The organism is Sulfitobacter profundi, assembly GCF_042661425.1.
In the GTDB taxonomy this organism is placed as follows: Bacteria; Pseudomonadota; Alphaproteobacteria; order Rhodobacterales; family Rhodobacteraceae; genus Sulfitobacter; species Sulfitobacter profundi.
The window spans coordinates 1,857,618-1,872,489 of record NZ_JBHSWA010000001.1 but is presented as its reverse complement, the minus strand read 5'-3'; the positions used below and the strand labels follow the sequence as shown (position 1 = coordinate 1,872,489).

Genomic DNA, 14,872 nt, shown 5'->3' with positions numbered 1-14,872 from the left:
ATCAATCCGGGGCTCCGCCCTTTGAACAGGCGAAACTGTCCCCGGACAGTTTCCGGGTAGCCTGTATCAAACCCGCTCAATGATCTTCTCCCCAAACAGGCCCTGTGGGCGGAAGACGAGGAAGACCAGCGCCAGCATATAGGCGAACCAGTTCTCAGTCGCGCCGCCCAGGAAGGGGGCACCGATCAGGAATTCGAACAATTTCTCACCCACACCGATGATCAGCCCGCCGACAATCGCACCGGGGATCGAGGTGAAGCCACCCAACATCAGCACCGGCAGCGCCTTCAGCGCGATCAGTGACAGCGAGAACTGCACGCCCGATTTCGCGCCCCACATGATGCCCGCGACCAAGGCCACGAAACCCGCCAGCGACCAGACCAAAATCCAGATGAAGTTCAGCGAGACACCCACCGACAGCGCGGCCTGATGGTCGTCCGCCACAGCCCGCATGGCGCGGCCCTGCTTGGTGTATTGCGCGAACATCACCAACCCAATCACAAGGATCGCCGCGACGATGGAGGCCACGATATCGAGGTTGTCGATAAAGAAGCCGTAGCCTGTGGCGTCAAAGGTAAATTCATCAATCCAGATGTTAATGCCCTGCGGCAGCCCCACGTCGAGCGTCTTGATCTCAGACCCCCACATCAGATCGCCGACGCCTTCAAGGAAATAGGCCAGACCGATGGTCGCCATGAACAGAATGATCGGCTCTTGGCCCACAAGGTAGCGGAATACGAACCGCTGCACGCAATAGGCCAGCACGATCATCACCACCATCGTCAGCAGGATGGCAAGGAAGGCGGGCACATGCCAACCGAAGTGATGCACCTCGGTGCCGAGGATCGCGTTAATCAGATGGCTAAAGGGCACCTGCCCGTCCATGATCCCGACCAGTGTCAGCGCGGCAAAAAGCGCCATAACACCTTGAGCATAATTGAAAATGCCCGAAGCCTTGTAGATCAGCACGAAGCCAAGCGCCACGAGCGCATAGAGCACCCCGGCCATCAGCCCGTTCATGAAGACCTCGATTGTAAACGCCAGTTGCTCAGGCATCATTGGCCCTCCCCAAAGTCAGAACGGCAGTGTTGCTGCCTGCGGTCGCCATGCAAAGATCACTCATGTGCCACCCCCAGATAGGCGTCGATCACCTCTTGATTGTTGCGCACGTCGTGGGGCGAGCCGTCACCGATCTTGCGGCCGTAATCCATCACGACGACGCGGTCGGACAGGTCCATGACCACGCCCATGTCATGCTCAATCAGCGCGATGGTCGTGCCGAATTCGTCGTTCACGTCGAGAATAAAGCGGGACATGTCCTCTTTCTCTTCGACGTTCATGCCAGCCATCGGCTCATCCAGCAGCAGGATCGTTGGCTCAGCCGCCAAGGCGCGGGCCAGTTCAACGCGCTTTTTCAGACCGTAAGGCAGACGCGCGACCGGGGTTTTACGGATCGCCTGAATCTCCAGAAAGTCGATGACCTTCTCGGCGATCTCGCGGTTCTCGACCTCTTCGCGCTCGGCCTTGCCCTTCCACAAAGACTGCGCCAGCAGGCCCGATTTCATCTGCGTCAGACGACCCGTCATCACGTTGTCGAGCACTGACATGCCCTCAAACAGCGCGATGTTCTGAAAGGTCCGTGCGATGCCCTGCTGCGCCACCTGGTAGGGTTTCATCGGCGGACGCTGCGCGCCTTTGTACCAAACCTCACCCTCCTGCGGGACGTAGAAGCCGCTGATTACATTGAGCATCGAGGACTTCCCCGCCCCGTTCGGCCCAATAATCGCGCGGATTTCACCCTCGCGGATGTCGAATGAGATGTCCTTGATCGCCTCCACGCCGCCAAAGCGCAGGGTGATGTTCTTCATCTCCATCACCGTCGGGCCGATGGTGCGGCCGTCGTCGGTGACATAGCTGTCAGCCTGATCTTTCACGCTGTCCCTTTCCATAGTTCCCGCCTGCCCGGCGCTGGCCCCGGCCGCGCTCATTCCGCTGCCATCTTGTGGCTGGTCGGCTGCACCGCGGCGTCGCGAATCTCGAGCGTCGCCTTGATCGAGCCCTTGCGGCCATCCTCATAAGTCACTTCCGTCTCGGTGCTGACCTGTTTGGAGCCGTCATAAAGCGCGGTGATAATGTCGGCGTATTTCTCTTCGATGATCTTGCGGCGCACTTTGCGGGTGCGGGTCAATTCACCATCGTCGGCGTCCAACTCTTTGTGCAGCACGACAAAACGGTGCACCTGACAGCCCGAAAGCATCTCATCCTCGGCGACCGAGCGGTTCACCTCCTCCACATGGCTTTGGATCGTGTCCATCACCTGCGGATGCCGCGCGAGTTCTTGGTAAGAGGCGTAGCCGATGTTGTTACGCTCGGCCCAGTTGCCCACCGCCGTGAGGTCGATGTTGATGAAAGCGGTGCATTCGCTGCGCTGGTTGCCAAAAACCACAGTCTCAAGGATGTTGGGGAAGAACTTGAGCTTGTTCTCCACATATTTCGGCGCAAAGAGCCGCCCATCGGCCATCTGGCCCACGTCCTTGGCGCGGTCGATGATGCGCAGGTGGCCCGAGCCTTCTTCGATAAAGCCCGCATCGCCCGTGGCGACCCAGCCCTCGGCATCCTTGGTGTCGGCGGTGCTTTCGGGGTTCTTGTAGTATTCCACGAAGACACCCGGCGAGCGGTAGAAGACCTCGCCATTGTCCGCGATTTTCAACTCAACGCCGGGGCAGGTCACACCCACGGTGTCGCTGCGCACTTCGCCGTCAGGCTGGGCGGTGATGAACACCGTCGCCTCGGTCTGGCCGTAGAGCTGTTTCAGGTTGATGCCGAGCGAACGGTAGAAATCAAAAATCTCCGGGCCGATCGCCTCGCCCGCCGTATAGCCCACCCGCACGCGGCTGAACCCCAGCGTGTTTTTCAGCGGGCCATAGATCATCAGCTCACCAAGCGCATATTTCGCGCGATCCCAAGCGGATACCTTTTTGCCATCCAGAATCGCTGGCCCAACCTTGCGGGCATGAGCCATGAACTTGTCGAACAGCCATTTCTTAAAGCGGCTCGCGTCTTCCATGCGGATCATGACGGAGGTCAGCTGCGTCTCGAACACACGCGGCGGAGCGAAATAGTAGGTCGGCCCGATCTCGCGCAGATCGACATGCATCGTCTCGGCGCTTTCGGGACAATTGGTGCAGAACCCGGTCCAGAGCGCTTGGCCCACGGAGAAGATGAAATCACCAACCCATGCCATCGGCAGATAGGCGAGGATCTCATCATTGCGTTTGAGATTGTCGAACTCCGAAGACGACTTCGCGGTCTCGATCACGTTGCGGTTGGACAGAACCACGCCCTTAGGCTTGCCGGTGGTGCCCGAGGTATAAAGCATCACGCCAGTTGAATCGTAGTTCAGTTTGGCCTGACGGGCTTCCAGTTCCGCAATGTGTTTCTCGCGGTTGGAGCGGCCCATTTCCTGCACGGCGCTGTATTGGTCGAGCTTGGAGTGGTCGTATTTGCGCAGGCCCCGCGGGTCGAGATAGATCATCCGCTCAAAGTCGGGCAGCTGCGCCTGCACTTCGATGATCTTGTCGACCTGCTCCTGATCGCCCACCACGGCAATACGCGCGCCACAGTGGCCCATGACATAGGCCATCTCTTCGGCGTTGGCGTCTTGGTAAAGCGGGACGGGGATGGCGCCAGCCATCTGCGCCGCCATCATCGCCCAATAGAGGTATGGTCGGTTGCGCCCGATAACAGCGACGAAATCGCCCTCGTCCAATCCCAGCTCCAGAAATCCGAGCGCCAGCGCCTCAACCTCGTCGCGGGTCTGCGACCAGGTCCAGCTTTGCCAGATCCCGTATTCCTTCTCCCGGTAAGCGGGGGCGTTTGCGAATTCACTTGCGTTGCGATGCAACAGCGCCGGCACGGACTGAGGTCCGTCGGCACGCGTCAGCGGCTTAGCCAAATTGTCTTCCTCCCATGCCCGCCCTCCCCGGCGGGTTCGATCGCTTGTGCGATTCTATGATCTCACAAGTGACGTTGTCTTAGGTGTGGAGGTCAACTTTTTCCTGATCTTTTCCGAATCCTAACGAATTGTTACAGCGCGATTTAGCACCCTTCGCGGCTAGTCGATGCCGTTGGCACGCTGCACCTCGCGCACATAGGTCACGATGGATTTAACCTCGGCCTGGGTGATCCCTTCCACCGGGGGCATATTGCCGAAAGACCAGTGGTGCTGGCGTACGCCATTGGTTGCCGCGACCAGAAAGGCGCCATCGCCGTGGTGGCTGGGTTCATAGATTTTATGGATCAGCGGCGGGCCTGCGCCTTCGCGCCCGGCGGCATTGACCCCGTGACAAGCCGAGCATTTCGCCTCAAATGCACGCGCGCCGATCTGCGCCTGCTCGCTCAGGCTGTCCGGCAGGGTGACGGCTGCCATCGCCGCGCCGCTTGCTGTGGGGGCCGGGGCCTCTTCGGCACGCCACCACATATATCCGCCAATCGCGACCACCGCAGCCACCGCCACCATTCCAAAGTTCTTGTCCATGCTCTGCCTTTCGGGTTTCATTTGCCGCGCTTCTCCGGGCCTCCAGCGCAAGAAGGTCAAGCGCCATTTGGCCTTTCCTCTGCGCGGTGCTGGCCCTACCGTCGACGGATGCCAATGCAGATCACCGATGACCAAACCAAAGCCCTGACCCAAGCCGGTCTGAACCTGATCGCTCAGGCGCTGACGATCTATGACAGCGACCTGCGCCTTGCGGTCTGCAACGGGCCGTTTCAATCCATGTTCGATCTGCCCGATGAACTGGTCACCCCCGGCGCGCCGTTTGAGGATACGATCCGCCACCTTGCCGGAACCGGCGAATATGGTGAGGTCACGGATGTCGATGCCTTCGTGGCCGAGCGTGTCGAACAGGCGCAGGCTTTTGTGCCGCATTACATGGAACGCACCCGCGCGAACGGGCGCACCATCAGCGTCGAAGGCTCCCCGCTGCCGCAGGGCGGCTGGGTCACCGTCTATACCGACATCACCAACACCAAACGGCAAGAGGCGCTGTTGCGCGCGCGGTCCGATGCGCTGAGCGATCAACTGCTCTCCCATGCCGAACAACTCGCCGCCAGCAACCGCAAACTCGAAGCGACGATCACGGCGCTGGAAGAAGCCAAACGGCAGGTCACCGAAAGCGAAGCCCGCACCCGCCTGACGACCGAGATGATGCCAGCCCATATCGCCCATGTCGACGAGAATGGCCGCTATATCTATTCCAACCGCCGTCTGAGCAGTGTCATGCCGGGACGGCCCAGCAATATCTACGGACTGCACATCAGCGACGCGCTTGGGGCCTCCGCCTATGCGCGGATCAAACCGGCGCTGACCCAAGCCTATGCGGGCAGCCCGGCGGTGATCGAGTTCACTCATGACGCCTCTGCCCGCCGGATACGCGGTGCCTTCACCCCCGATGGGCGCGGCGGGGTTTACATCCTGTCGATGGACATCACCGAAGAAACCCAGACCCGCGTCGCCCTGCAACAGACGCTGAAACGCGAGCTCGCCTCACGGATGATCTCTGGGCTGGCGCATGATTTCTCAAACCTTTTGACGATCATTCTGGGGATGCAGTCGAAACTTGCCCGCCTGCCTGACATGCCGCGCCAAGCGGGCGAATTGGTCGAAGGCACCTTGGCCGCCGCGCGGCGGGCGGCACGCTGCTGAGTTCCATCGCCGATGTGACAGAACCCCGCGCCCTGCGCCCCGCGGCCACCGATCTCGCCGATCTGCTGAACGAGCTTTCGACCCTCGCCGCCCCCACTCTGCCGCCGAAATGCGCGCTGGTGGTGCGCAATGACGCGCCGGAGGGGTCTGTCCTGCTTGATAAAGGGCGGGTGCAGGACGCGCTTTTGAACCTTATCCTTAATGCCCGCGATGCCTGCGGCGCGCAGGGCACGATCACGCTGACCCAACGGCTGGTGCATGACACATGGACCGAATGGGTGATCCACGATACCGGGCCGGGCTTCTCTCCCTCTGCGCTGGAGCGTGGGGTCGAGCCGTTTTTCACCACCAAGGGCAGCGAGGGGTCGGGGCTGGGCCTGCCGATGGTCTACGACATGACCAAATCCGCAGGCGGCGATCTGCGGCTGAGCAATGCCCCCGAGGGCGGCGCGCAGATCAGCCTGCGCCTGCCCTACCGCGCCACCGTGCCCGCCACGACAGGACTGGTGCTGCTGGTCGAAGACACGAGTGATATCCGCGCTGTGGTGCGCGACATGTTGATGGATCAGGGCCATTCGGTGATCGAGGCCACCAGCGCCGATGAGGCCACGGCCCTGATCGCTGATCTGCCCGACATCACCCTTGTCCTCTCGGACATCCAACTCACCGGCGAAGGCACCGGCATCGACCTTGCCCGGCGCGTCGGCAGCAGCCTGCCGCTGTTGCTGATGACCTCCTTGCCCCCGACCACCCGCTTTTCGTCGAGGCGCAGACCCTCGCGCCGGTGCTGCGCAAACCCTTTGAAAAAGACGATCTGCAAGCGTTGATCGCCCCATTGAAAGCCACCGCCCCATGAGCCGTGATACCGCCCCGCGCCCACTGGTCACCATTCTGGATGACGAACCCGAGATCCGGCAGATGCTGTCGGACACCTTGCAGGAAGCGGGCTTCGACACGCTCAGCTTTGGCCGCGCGCGGGCTTTTGAGGCCGCCTTGGCCAACCATACGCCCGATGTCTGCCTTGTCGATCTCAGCCTGCCCGACACCGACGGGCTGACGCTGGTACATCGGCTGGCGCTGGAACAAGGCGCGATTGTGATCATCATCTCGGGCCGCGCGCAGGTGCAAGACCGGGTGACCGGGCTGGAACTGGGGGCCGACGATTACATCATCAAACCTTTCGATCCGGCGGAAGTGGTCGCCCGCATTCGCGCGCGCCTGCGCAGCGCCAAGCCGACGCCACAGGCTGGCACCACCGCGCGGTTCAACGGCTGGACCGCGCATTTCGACCGCTATGTCTTGCAGGATGCGACAGGCACCGAGGTGACATTTTCCCACGCCGAAGGCGAGGTGCTGCGCCTGTTCCTAGACGCACCGAAACGCCTGATCAGCCGCGCGCAGATGCAAGAAAGCCTTGGCGGCGTCGCCTCGGAAAGCTTTGACCGGGCGATGGACGTGCGCATCTCGCGGTTGCGCACGAAACTTGGCGAAGACCCGAAGAACCCGCAGTTGATCAAGACGATCTATGGCGCGGGCTATATCTTCCTTGGCGATGTGGATTGGGACTGACGGCGCTCAAAGCGCCGCGACGGCCCGGCCCAGCACCTCAACCGCCGCGACCAGATCGTCTTCGGCTGTGTCCTCTTCGAAAGCATGGCTGATCCCATTGATCGACGGCGCGAACAACATCGCCACGGGCATCAGCCGGGCCACATTGGTCGCGTCGTGCAAAGCCCCCGAGGGCATCTTGCGCCACTTGCCCGGCGCTACCGTCTCCGCCGCATCGGCCAGCGCGTCGCGCAGCCGGGCATCCATCGCCACCGGCTCCAACCCCAACATCGGACCAAAAGACAGCTCCATCCCGCGGGTCTGGGCGACCTCTTCGGCAGTCTCGCGGATGATCGCTTCCATCCGGGACAGACGGTCGCTGTCGCCGTCCCGCCACTGCATGGAAAATACCGCTTTGCCCGGCACGATGGACGAGGCATTGGGATGCAGGCTGACATGGCCGATCGTCCAGACGGTGCTGGGCGTCACCACATTGCGCAGCCGGTCATTGAGCAGGCTGTTGAAGGCAGATACCGCTTGAAAGGCATCCTTGCGCACAGCCATCGGCGTGGTGCCCGCGTGGTTCTGCTGGCCTTCAAAGGTCACCTTCATATCGCGAATGCCGACGATATCAGTGACGACACCGATCTGCTCGCCACTGTCATCCAGCGTCGGACCCTGTTCGATGTGCAACTCGATATAACCGGTGAACTGCGCGGGATCGACGGGGCCGGTGACCATACCCGTCATCGCGCGGCGCGCCTCGGCCAGGCTGACCCCGGCGTGATCGGTGAGACTGTCAGCATCCATCTGATCCAAAGCGCCGGACCAGACGGTCGAACCGGTGGTCACGCCAAAGCGCCCCTCTTCGTCCTGAAACGACACGACCGAGACCGCAGGCCCCCGGCCTCCTGTGCTGCGCGGGCCACTTCAAGTGCGGCGATCACACCCAAGGCACCATCAAGCCAGCCGCCTTCGGGCTGGCTGTCGGAATGCGACCCCAGCAGGATCGACGGCCCCTCGGCAAGTCCGAAGAGGTTACCCATGGCGTCGACCTCAACGGTCAGCCCTGCGTCGCGCATCCGCCCGGCAAGCCATTCTCGCGCCTCCACATCGGCAGCGGAATAGGCCGGGCGCACCACGCCCTTGCCCACACCCGCTGCGCCAATGGCACGCAGGTCATGCAGGTCTTTCAGAAATCGGGCGGCATCAATCTTCATCTTTAAAACTTTCTTTACTCGGCGGCGACGGCCCCTTTCGCCGCCTCCACCCTAACGGCAGAGAACTTAAACTCCGGGATCTTGCCGTAGGGGTCAACCGCTGGATTTGTCAGGATATTCGCCGCCGCTTCGACATAGGCGAAGGGCAGGAAAACCATGTCGGGTGATACCGCCCGATCCTCGCGGGCCATGATTTCGATACTGCCGCGTTTGGTCGACAGCCGCACATGTTCGCCCGGGGCGACGCCGAGGCGACGCAGGGTCGACGGGTGCAACGAGCAATTCGCCTCCGGCTCCAGCCCGTCGAGCACCTTGGACCGCCGCGTCATCGACCCGGTATGCCAATGCTCCAACTGGCGCCCCGTGGTCAGGATCATCGGATACTCCGCATCGGGCACATCATCAGGGGCCACGATCGCGGCGGGGGTGAATTTGGCACGGCCTTCGGGACGCGGGAAACCCTCGCTAAAGACAATCGCCTGCCCGGGATCGTTTTCGCTGAGCGACGGGTAGGTCACCGCATTCTCCTGCGCCAGCCGGTCCCATGTGATATTGTCGAGCGAGGCCATGTTGCGCTTCATCTCGGCAAAGACATCCGCCGGGCTTTCGTAGTCCCAACCCAGCCCCAGCCGCTTGGCCAGTTCCACCTCGATCCACCAATCCTCGCGCGCCTCACCGGGGGCGACACCGCGGGGCGGCCCATTTGGACCTGTCGGTTGGTGTTGGTCACAGTGCCCGCCTTTTCGGCAAAGGCGCTGGCGGGGAGGATCACATCGGCGTAATTCGCCGTTTCGGTCAGGAAAATGTCCTGCACCACCAGATGATCAAGCTTGGCAAGGGCCGCGCGGGCGTGGTCAACATCCGGGTCCGACATCGCCGGGTTTTCACCCAGCACATACATCGCCTTGATGTCGCCGTCATGCACCGCGTCCATGATCTCGGTCACGGTCAGCCCCTTCTCGGCGCTAAAATCACCCGAGCCCCAGACGTCGGTAAAGGCGCTGCGCACGCCGTCGTCCTCCACCGGTTGGTAATCAGGCAGAAACATCGGGATCAGCCCCGCATCAGACGCGCCCTGCACGTTATTCTGGCCCCTGAGCGGGTGTAGCCCAGCACCGGAGCGGCCGATTTGGCCGGTCATCAGCGCAAGACTGATCAAACAGCGCGAATTGTCGGTGCCGTGGATGTGCTGGCTCACCCCCATGCCCCAAAAGATCATCGCCGCATTGGCCCCTGCAAAGGTTCGCGCCACATCGCGCAGCACCTCGGCCCCGATCCCGCAGATGGGGGCCATCTTCTCGGGGCTGAAGTCCTTCAGATGTGCCTTCTCGGCCTCCCAATTCTCGGTATAGGCCGCGATATATTGTTCGTCATAGAGCCCTTCTTCGACGATCACATGCATGATCGCGTTGAGCATCGACACATCGGTGCCGGGGCGGAATTGAAGCATATGGCTGGCGAAGCGCCGCAACCCCACGCCGCGGGGGTCCATCACGATCAGCTTGCCACCGCGTTTGGTGAATTGCTTGAAATAGGTCGCGGCGACGGGGTGGTTCTCAACCGGGTTCGCGCCGATGACGATGGCCACATCGGCATTTTCGATCTCATTGAAGGTGGCCGTGACAGCGCCTGAGCCGACGTTCTCCATCAGCGCCGCCACGGATGAGGCGTGGCACAGCCGCGTGCAGTGATCGACGTTGTTATGGCCAAAGCCCTGGCGGATCATCTTTTGAAACAGATAGGCTTCTTCATTGGTGCATTTCGCACTGCCAAAGCCCGCCACCTCGCGCCCGCGCCCCTTGAGGCCCTGTGCCGCGAAATCCAGCGCCTCGTCCCATGTGGCCTCGCGGAACACCTCGCCCCAATTGCCCGGATCGACATTCAGCCCTTTGGCGGGCGCGTCCTCGCGGCGGATCAGCGGTTTGGTCAGGCGGTGATCGTGGTGGATATAGTCAAAGCCAAAGCGGCCCTTAACGCAGAGCCGCCCTTCGTTCGCCGGGCCGTTGATACCTTCAACATATTTGACCTTGTTGTCCTTCACCTTGAGCGAAATCTGACAGCCCACACCACAGAAGGGGCAGATGCTTTCGATCTCACTGTCGTAATCCGCAGAGTCACCTATCTGCGCCTCATCCACCACCGTGGCAGGCATAAGCGCCCCCGTCGGGCAGGCTTGCACGCATTCGCCGCAGGCCACACAGGTCGATGCGCCCATCGGATCGTCGATGTCAAACACCGGATAGGCATCGTGACCGCGCCCGGCCATGCCGATCACGTCGTTGACCTGCACCTCGCGGCAGGCGCGGACGCAGAGGTTGCACTGGATACAGGCATCAAGGTTCACACGCATCGCGACATGGCTGTCGTCCAACAGCGGAATGCGGTCCCGCTCAAGCTTGGGAAAACGGCTGCTTTCCACCCCGCTCAGCGCCGCCATCTCGCGCATATGGCTCGACTTGTCGTGGGCCACGTCCTGCGCGGGCTGGTCGGCCAGCAGCAGTTCCATCACCATCTTGCGGGCATTCTCGGCCCGCGCGTTGTTGGTCGTGACAACCATCCCCTCGGCAGGTTCGCGGATGCACGAAGCCGCCAGCACGCGCTCGCCCTCAATCTCAACCATACAGGCGCGGCAGTTGCCGTCGGGGCGGTAACCGGGGGCAGGTTTGTGGCAGAGATGCGGGATCTTCAGACCCCGGCCATTGGCCACTTCCCAGATGGTCATGCCGGTTTCGGCCTCGACGGTCTGACCATCAAGCGTGAATGTGATCCTCTCGGACATGGCTACCCCTCCCGCTGGCTATTGACCAAACTATAGACAAAACCCGGCCCGTGTCAGGGGCCAATCCCGACACCCCGTCACGGATAAACGCCGCCGCAGCGCATTGGATTGTATGGCCCGACAAGCTGCCCTATCACTTGGGCGAACAGTGAAAGCCATTTGATGTCCCACATTACCCTGATCCGCCACGGCCAAGCCAATTCCACCGCCAAGGACGAGCTAAGCTATGACCAACTTAGCCCGCTTGGCCATGAGCAAGCCGCATGGTTGGGCGAGCATCTGCGTCACAGCGAAAGCCACCACACGCGGCTCTATACCGGCACCCTGACCCGCCATATCGAAACCGCCGAGGCGATGAAGACCGGGCTGGAACCCATCCGTGACGCCCGGTTGAATGAGCTGGAATATTTCACCCTTGCCAATCTGATGGAGCAACAGCACAAGGTGCCCTTCCCCCGCGCGGGCGAGTTTGTGCACCATCTGCCGCAGGTCTTCGACTATTGGAAAGCGGGCAAGCTTGCCGACACGCCCGAAACCTACGAGCACTTTGAGACCCGTGTTCAATCCGCGCTGGCCGAGATTGCCGAGGGCGAAGGCCCGGCGCTGGTGGTGACCTCGGGCGGGCTGATTTCTTTGGCGATGGCGCAGGCCATGGGCGTGGGCATTCCGGCGATGGCGCGCTTGGCGCTGGCGATCATGCATACTTCGATGCACCGGCTCTTTCCCATCGGCGGGCATTGGTCGCCCGTGCTGTTCAATGCCGTGCCGCACCTTGACCGTCCCGACCGCCGCCTTGCACAAACGCATATCTGATCCCTCGCCCGCGAAAGGCTGCCCCCATGCTGAAACTCCACTACGCCCCCGGCACAATCTCAGTCGCCGTTGCCATTGCACTTGAAGAAGCGGGGCTGGCCTATGAGCCGGTGAAGGTCGATTTCGCCGCCGCCGAACAGACCGGCGCGCCCTATCTGGCGTTGAACCCAAAAGGCCGCGTGCCGACCCTCGTGACCGAAGCGGGCAGCGCCCTGACCGAGACCGGCGCGCTTTTGGACTATGTCGCCGCCCGTGCGCCCGATGCGGCGCTGGTCCCGGCTGACCCTGAGGCCGCGGCGCATATGCGCGGGGTGATGTACTACCTCGCCTCGACCATGCATGTGGCCCACGCGCATAAAATGCGCGGCCACCGCTGGGCCGACCAGCAATCGAGCTTTGACGACATGAAAGCCAAGGTGCCGCAGACCATGGCCGATTGCGCGGCCTATGTCGAAAACCACGCCTTCCGGGGCGATTACGTCGCGGGCGACAGGCTATCGCTGGCCGATCCTTATCTCTTTGTCGTGTCGGGCTGGCTCGAGGGGGACGGGGTCGACCGCGCCAATTTCCCCCAGCTAAAGGCTTTCGCCGCCCGCATGGAGGACCGCGCCAGCGTGAAAGCCATCCGTGAAAAAGGAATGCTGGTATGACCCATCTGTGGCTGCGCGCCGAACAGCGCGACAATGAGACCCGCACTGGGCTGACGCCCGAAGGGGCCGCCGCGCTGATCGCGACAGGCATGAAGGTGAGCGTCGAAGACAGCGACAGCCGCGTGATCCCCACCGCCGCCTATGCGCAAGCGGGCTGCGAGATCGTCCCCGCGCATAGCTGGCCTGACGCCCCGCACGATGCCGTGATCTTTGGCCTGAAGGAACTGCCCGAAGACGGGACGCCCCTGCCCCATGTCCACATCATGTTCGGCCACGCCTACAAGGGCCAATCCTCGGGGCGGACGTTGTTGGAACGGTTCAAGGCCGGTGGCGGCACCTTGCTGGATTTGGAATATTTGACCGATGATACTGGCCGCCGCGTTGCCGCCTTTGGCTATTGGGCGGGATTTGCCGGGGCTGCGGTGTCTGTCAAATGCCGCATCGCGCAGCTGCGCGGAGAGACTTGCGGCCCGGTGCAGCCCTACCCCGATGCCGAAGCCCTAAAATCGGCGCTGGCCGAGGACCTCGCGCAGGTCGATGCGGGCCAAGACCGCGCGCTGGTGATCGGCGCTTTGGGCCGCGTGGGGCGCGGGGCGAGCGATCTTTGCGAGGCTTTGGGCATTCCCGTCACCGGCTGGGATATGCCTGAGACCGCCCACGGCGGGCCATTCCCTGAGATCCTCAAGCATGCCTATTTCTTCAATTGCATCCTCGCAGGCCCCGAGACTCCGGCCTTCGTCCGCCCCGATGCCCCAAAGGCAGAGCGCGCGCTGCGGGTGATCGGCGACATCGCCTGCGACCCAGACAGCGCCTTCAACCCTGTGCAGGTCTATGCCCGGGCGACCACTTGGGCGGAGCCAGCGCTGCGTGTGCATGACGCCCCGCCGCTGGATGTCATGGCCATCGACAACCTGCCCTCAATGCTGCCGCGCGAAAGCTCTGAGGATTTTGCAGGGCAGTTGCTACCGACCCTGCGGGCCTTGCCAGAGGTAGACAATCCCGTCTGGCAAGGTGCGCGGGAGCTGTTTGACCAGCATGTCGCAAAGGTCTGAGGTCAGGAAAAGAACCGGTAGTAAAGCCAGTCCGGCAGGAACCGCCCCAAACGGAACAGCAGCGAAAACCCGTAGGGGAAATCCAGTTTGAAACTGTCGCCGTTCATATGCTCATAGACCCGCCGCGCGGCGTCTTTCGGCTCCATCAAAAAGGGCATTTTGAAATCGTTTTTGTCGGTCAACTGGGTCTTGATGAAACCGGGGTTGATCACCTGAACCTGTACGCCGGTCTTGCGCAGATCGGCGTGCATCGATTCCGCCAAAGACAGGGTCGCCGCCTTGGAGGCCGTATAGCCGATTGAGCCGGGCAAACCGCGATAGGCGGTCAGGCTTGAGGTGATGACGATATGCCCGTGGTCGCGCGCGACCATCTCTGGCACCACTTGTCCCAGGACACGCATCAACCCGGTGAAGTTCACATCGGCCATGGTCACGCCATGCTCGGCCTGCCACTCCTGCGCAGCAAAGGGCCAATAGGCCCCCGCCAGATAAACCAACCCGTCGATTGGCCCCACATCCTTTGCCGCCTGCGCCACATCCGCGTCATCGGTCACATCCAAGACCCGCACCCGCGCCCGGCCCGGCAGGGCCTGCGCCAGCTCGGTCAGCTTGTCCTCGGAGCGAGCCGAGAGGATCACCTCGACCCCGGTGCGGCTAAGCTGATGTGCCAGTGCCGCCCCAAGCCCGTCGCTTGCGCCCACCAGCCAATAGGTCTTGCCTTGCCAGTCTTTCATCTTTCCTCCGCCGGTCGCAACGTGGCGACCAATTCTGCTACTTTGATCCCGAATTTCCGAAACTGGCTGCGGTTCACGATGGTGCCATCGGGGGTGAGATACATCCAATCGACAGTTTTCAGCACATGACTGCCCAGTTCTTCGGGCAGTCGGATACGATAGCGCAGCTGCAAGGTCGGTCCAGCCTGAACGCCCTGCCCCACGCCGATCACATCCGGGGCGGTGCTGGTGAAATTGCCGTTCTCGCCCAATGTGACGGTCCATTCGCGCTCCTGACGCGAACCGTCGTTATAGCGAAAGGTTTCGGCCACGGTGGCCACATTCCCCTCCCAAGACACGTCGAAATTGGCCGTGAAGCTGCTGGTGACCCGG

10 protein-coding genes and 3 pseudogenes are annotated in these 14,872 nt (G+C 62.1%); 5 read left to right on the top strand and 8 right to left on the bottom strand.

What is annotated here, in order from left to right; all coding sequences use genetic code 11:
- Nucleotides 1-66: 66 nt before the first annotated feature.
- The 4 genes from ACFQAU_RS09760 to ACFQAU_RS09745 form a co-directional block, all read right to left on the bottom strand.
- Nucleotides 67-1,056, bottom strand: a complete 990-nt coding sequence (locus ACFQAU_RS09760; protein WP_132444191.1) for a branched-chain amino acid ABC transporter permease — start codon at nt 1,054-1,056, stop codon at nt 67-69.
- A 59-nt stretch (nt 1,057-1,115) separates the two neighbouring features.
- Nucleotides 1,116-1,934: an ABC transporter ATP-binding protein gene (locus tag ACFQAU_RS09755; protein ID WP_120352129.1), complete on the bottom strand. Its 819-nt coding sequence runs from the start codon at nt 1,932-1,934 to the stop codon at nt 1,116-1,118.
- 50 nt (nt 1,935-1,984) lie between these two features.
- Nucleotides 1,985-3,916: an AMP-binding protein gene (locus ACFQAU_RS09750; protein ID WP_260011256.1), complete on the bottom strand. Its 1,932-nt coding sequence runs from the start codon at nt 3,914-3,916 to the stop codon at nt 1,985-1,987.
- Between the two features lie 198 nt (nt 3,917-4,114).
- A complete protein-coding gene (locus ACFQAU_RS09745) occupies nt 4,115-4,537 on the bottom strand; it encodes a c-type cytochrome (protein ID WP_067916388.1) in 423 nt (140 codons plus the stop codon).
- A gap of 114 nt (nt 4,538-4,651) precedes the next feature.
- On the opposite strand from ACFQAU_RS09745, the pseudogene ACFQAU_RS09740 reads away from it, so the two are divergent.
- Together ACFQAU_RS09740 and ACFQAU_RS09735 are read left to right on the top strand one after the other, a co-directional pair.
- Nucleotides 4,652-6,560: pseudogene (locus ACFQAU_RS09740) on the top strand (PAS-domain containing protein).
- Nucleotides 6,557-7,273 (top strand): response regulator transcription factor, encoded by a 717-nt coding sequence (locus ACFQAU_RS09735; RefSeq protein ID WP_132444152.1) that lies wholly within the window; start codon nt 6,557-6,559, stop codon nt 7,271-7,273. The pseudogene ACFQAU_RS09740 and the gene ACFQAU_RS09735 overlap by 4 nt, the downstream one beginning before the upstream one ends.
- A 6-nt stretch (nt 7,274-7,279) precedes the next feature.
- Here the strand turns inward: ACFQAU_RS09735 and ACFQAU_RS09730 are convergent.
- Both ACFQAU_RS09730 and fdhF read right to left on the bottom strand, forming a co-directional pair.
- Nucleotides 7,280-8,472: pseudogene (locus ACFQAU_RS09730) on the bottom strand (Zn-dependent hydrolase).
- A gap of 14 nt (nt 8,473-8,486) precedes the next feature.
- A pseudogene (gene fdhF, locus ACFQAU_RS09725) lies at nt 8,487-11,251 on the bottom strand (formate dehydrogenase subunit alpha).
- A gap of 162 nt (nt 11,252-11,413) precedes the next feature.
- On the opposite strand from fdhF, the gene ACFQAU_RS09720 reads away from it, so the two are divergent.
- Genes ACFQAU_RS09720 through ACFQAU_RS09710 form a run of 3 tightly spaced genes read left to right on the top strand, consistent with a single transcriptional unit; the run spans nt 11,414 to nt 13,766 of the window.
- Entirely contained in the window at nt 11,414-12,064 is a 651-nt protein-coding gene (locus ACFQAU_RS09720) for a histidine phosphatase family protein (protein ID WP_120350055.1), read from the top strand.
- A 26-nt stretch (nt 12,065-12,090) separates the two neighbouring features.
- A complete protein-coding gene (locus ACFQAU_RS09715) occupies nt 12,091-12,714 on the top strand; it encodes a glutathione S-transferase family protein (protein WP_120350054.1) in 624 nt (207 codons plus the stop codon).
- Complete coding sequence (locus ACFQAU_RS09710) at nt 12,711-13,766, top strand: saccharopine dehydrogenase (RefSeq protein ID WP_132444149.1); 1,056 nt, start codon at nt 12,711-12,713, stop codon at nt 13,764-13,766. Before ACFQAU_RS09715 ends, ACFQAU_RS09710 begins: the two co-directional genes overlap by 4 nt.
- Nucleotides 13,767-13,768: 2 nt before the next feature.
- On the opposite strand, the gene ACFQAU_RS09705 is transcribed toward ACFQAU_RS09710, so the two are convergent.
- Nucleotides 13,769-14,500, bottom strand: coding sequence for an SDR family NAD(P)-dependent oxidoreductase (locus tag ACFQAU_RS09705; protein WP_120350052.1), 732 nt, complete (start codon nt 14,498-14,500; stop codon nt 13,769-13,771).
- Nucleotides 14,497-14,820 (bottom strand): DUF3833 family protein, encoded by a 324-nt coding sequence (locus tag ACFQAU_RS09700; RefSeq protein ID WP_386281924.1) that lies wholly within the window; start codon nt 14,818-14,820, stop codon nt 14,497-14,499. Before ACFQAU_RS09700 ends, ACFQAU_RS09705 begins: the two co-directional genes overlap by 4 nt.
- Nucleotides 14,821-14,872: the final 52 nt, after the last annotated feature.

Bases quoted from the DNA above. Each gene is read 5' to 3' on its own strand.
- ACFQAU_RS09720 (WP_120350055.1), top strand. From the start codon at position 11,414: ATGTCCCACATTACCCTGATCCGCCACGGCCAAGCCAATTCCACCGCC.
- ACFQAU_RS09715 (WP_120350054.1), top strand. From the start codon at position 12,091: ATGCTGAAACTCCACTACGCCCCCGGCACAATCTCAGTCGCCGTTGCC.
- ACFQAU_RS09710 (WP_132444149.1), top strand. From the start codon at position 12,711: ATGACCCATCTGTGGCTGCGCGCCGAACAGCGCGACAATGAGACCCGC.
- ACFQAU_RS09760 (WP_132444191.1), bottom strand. From the start codon at position 1,056: ATGCCTGAGCAACTGGCGTTTACAATCGAGGTCTTCATGAACGGGCTG.
- ACFQAU_RS09735 (WP_132444152.1), top strand. From the start codon at position 6,557: ATGAGCCGTGATACCGCCCCGCGCCCACTGGTCACCATTCTGGATGAC.
- ACFQAU_RS09705 (WP_120350052.1), bottom strand. From the start codon at position 14,500: ATGAAAGACTGGCAAGGCAAGACCTATTGGCTGGTGGGCGCAAGCGAC.
- ACFQAU_RS09745 (WP_067916388.1), bottom strand. From the start codon at position 4,537: ATGGACAAGAACTTTGGAATGGTGGCGGTGGCTGCGGTGGTCGCGATT.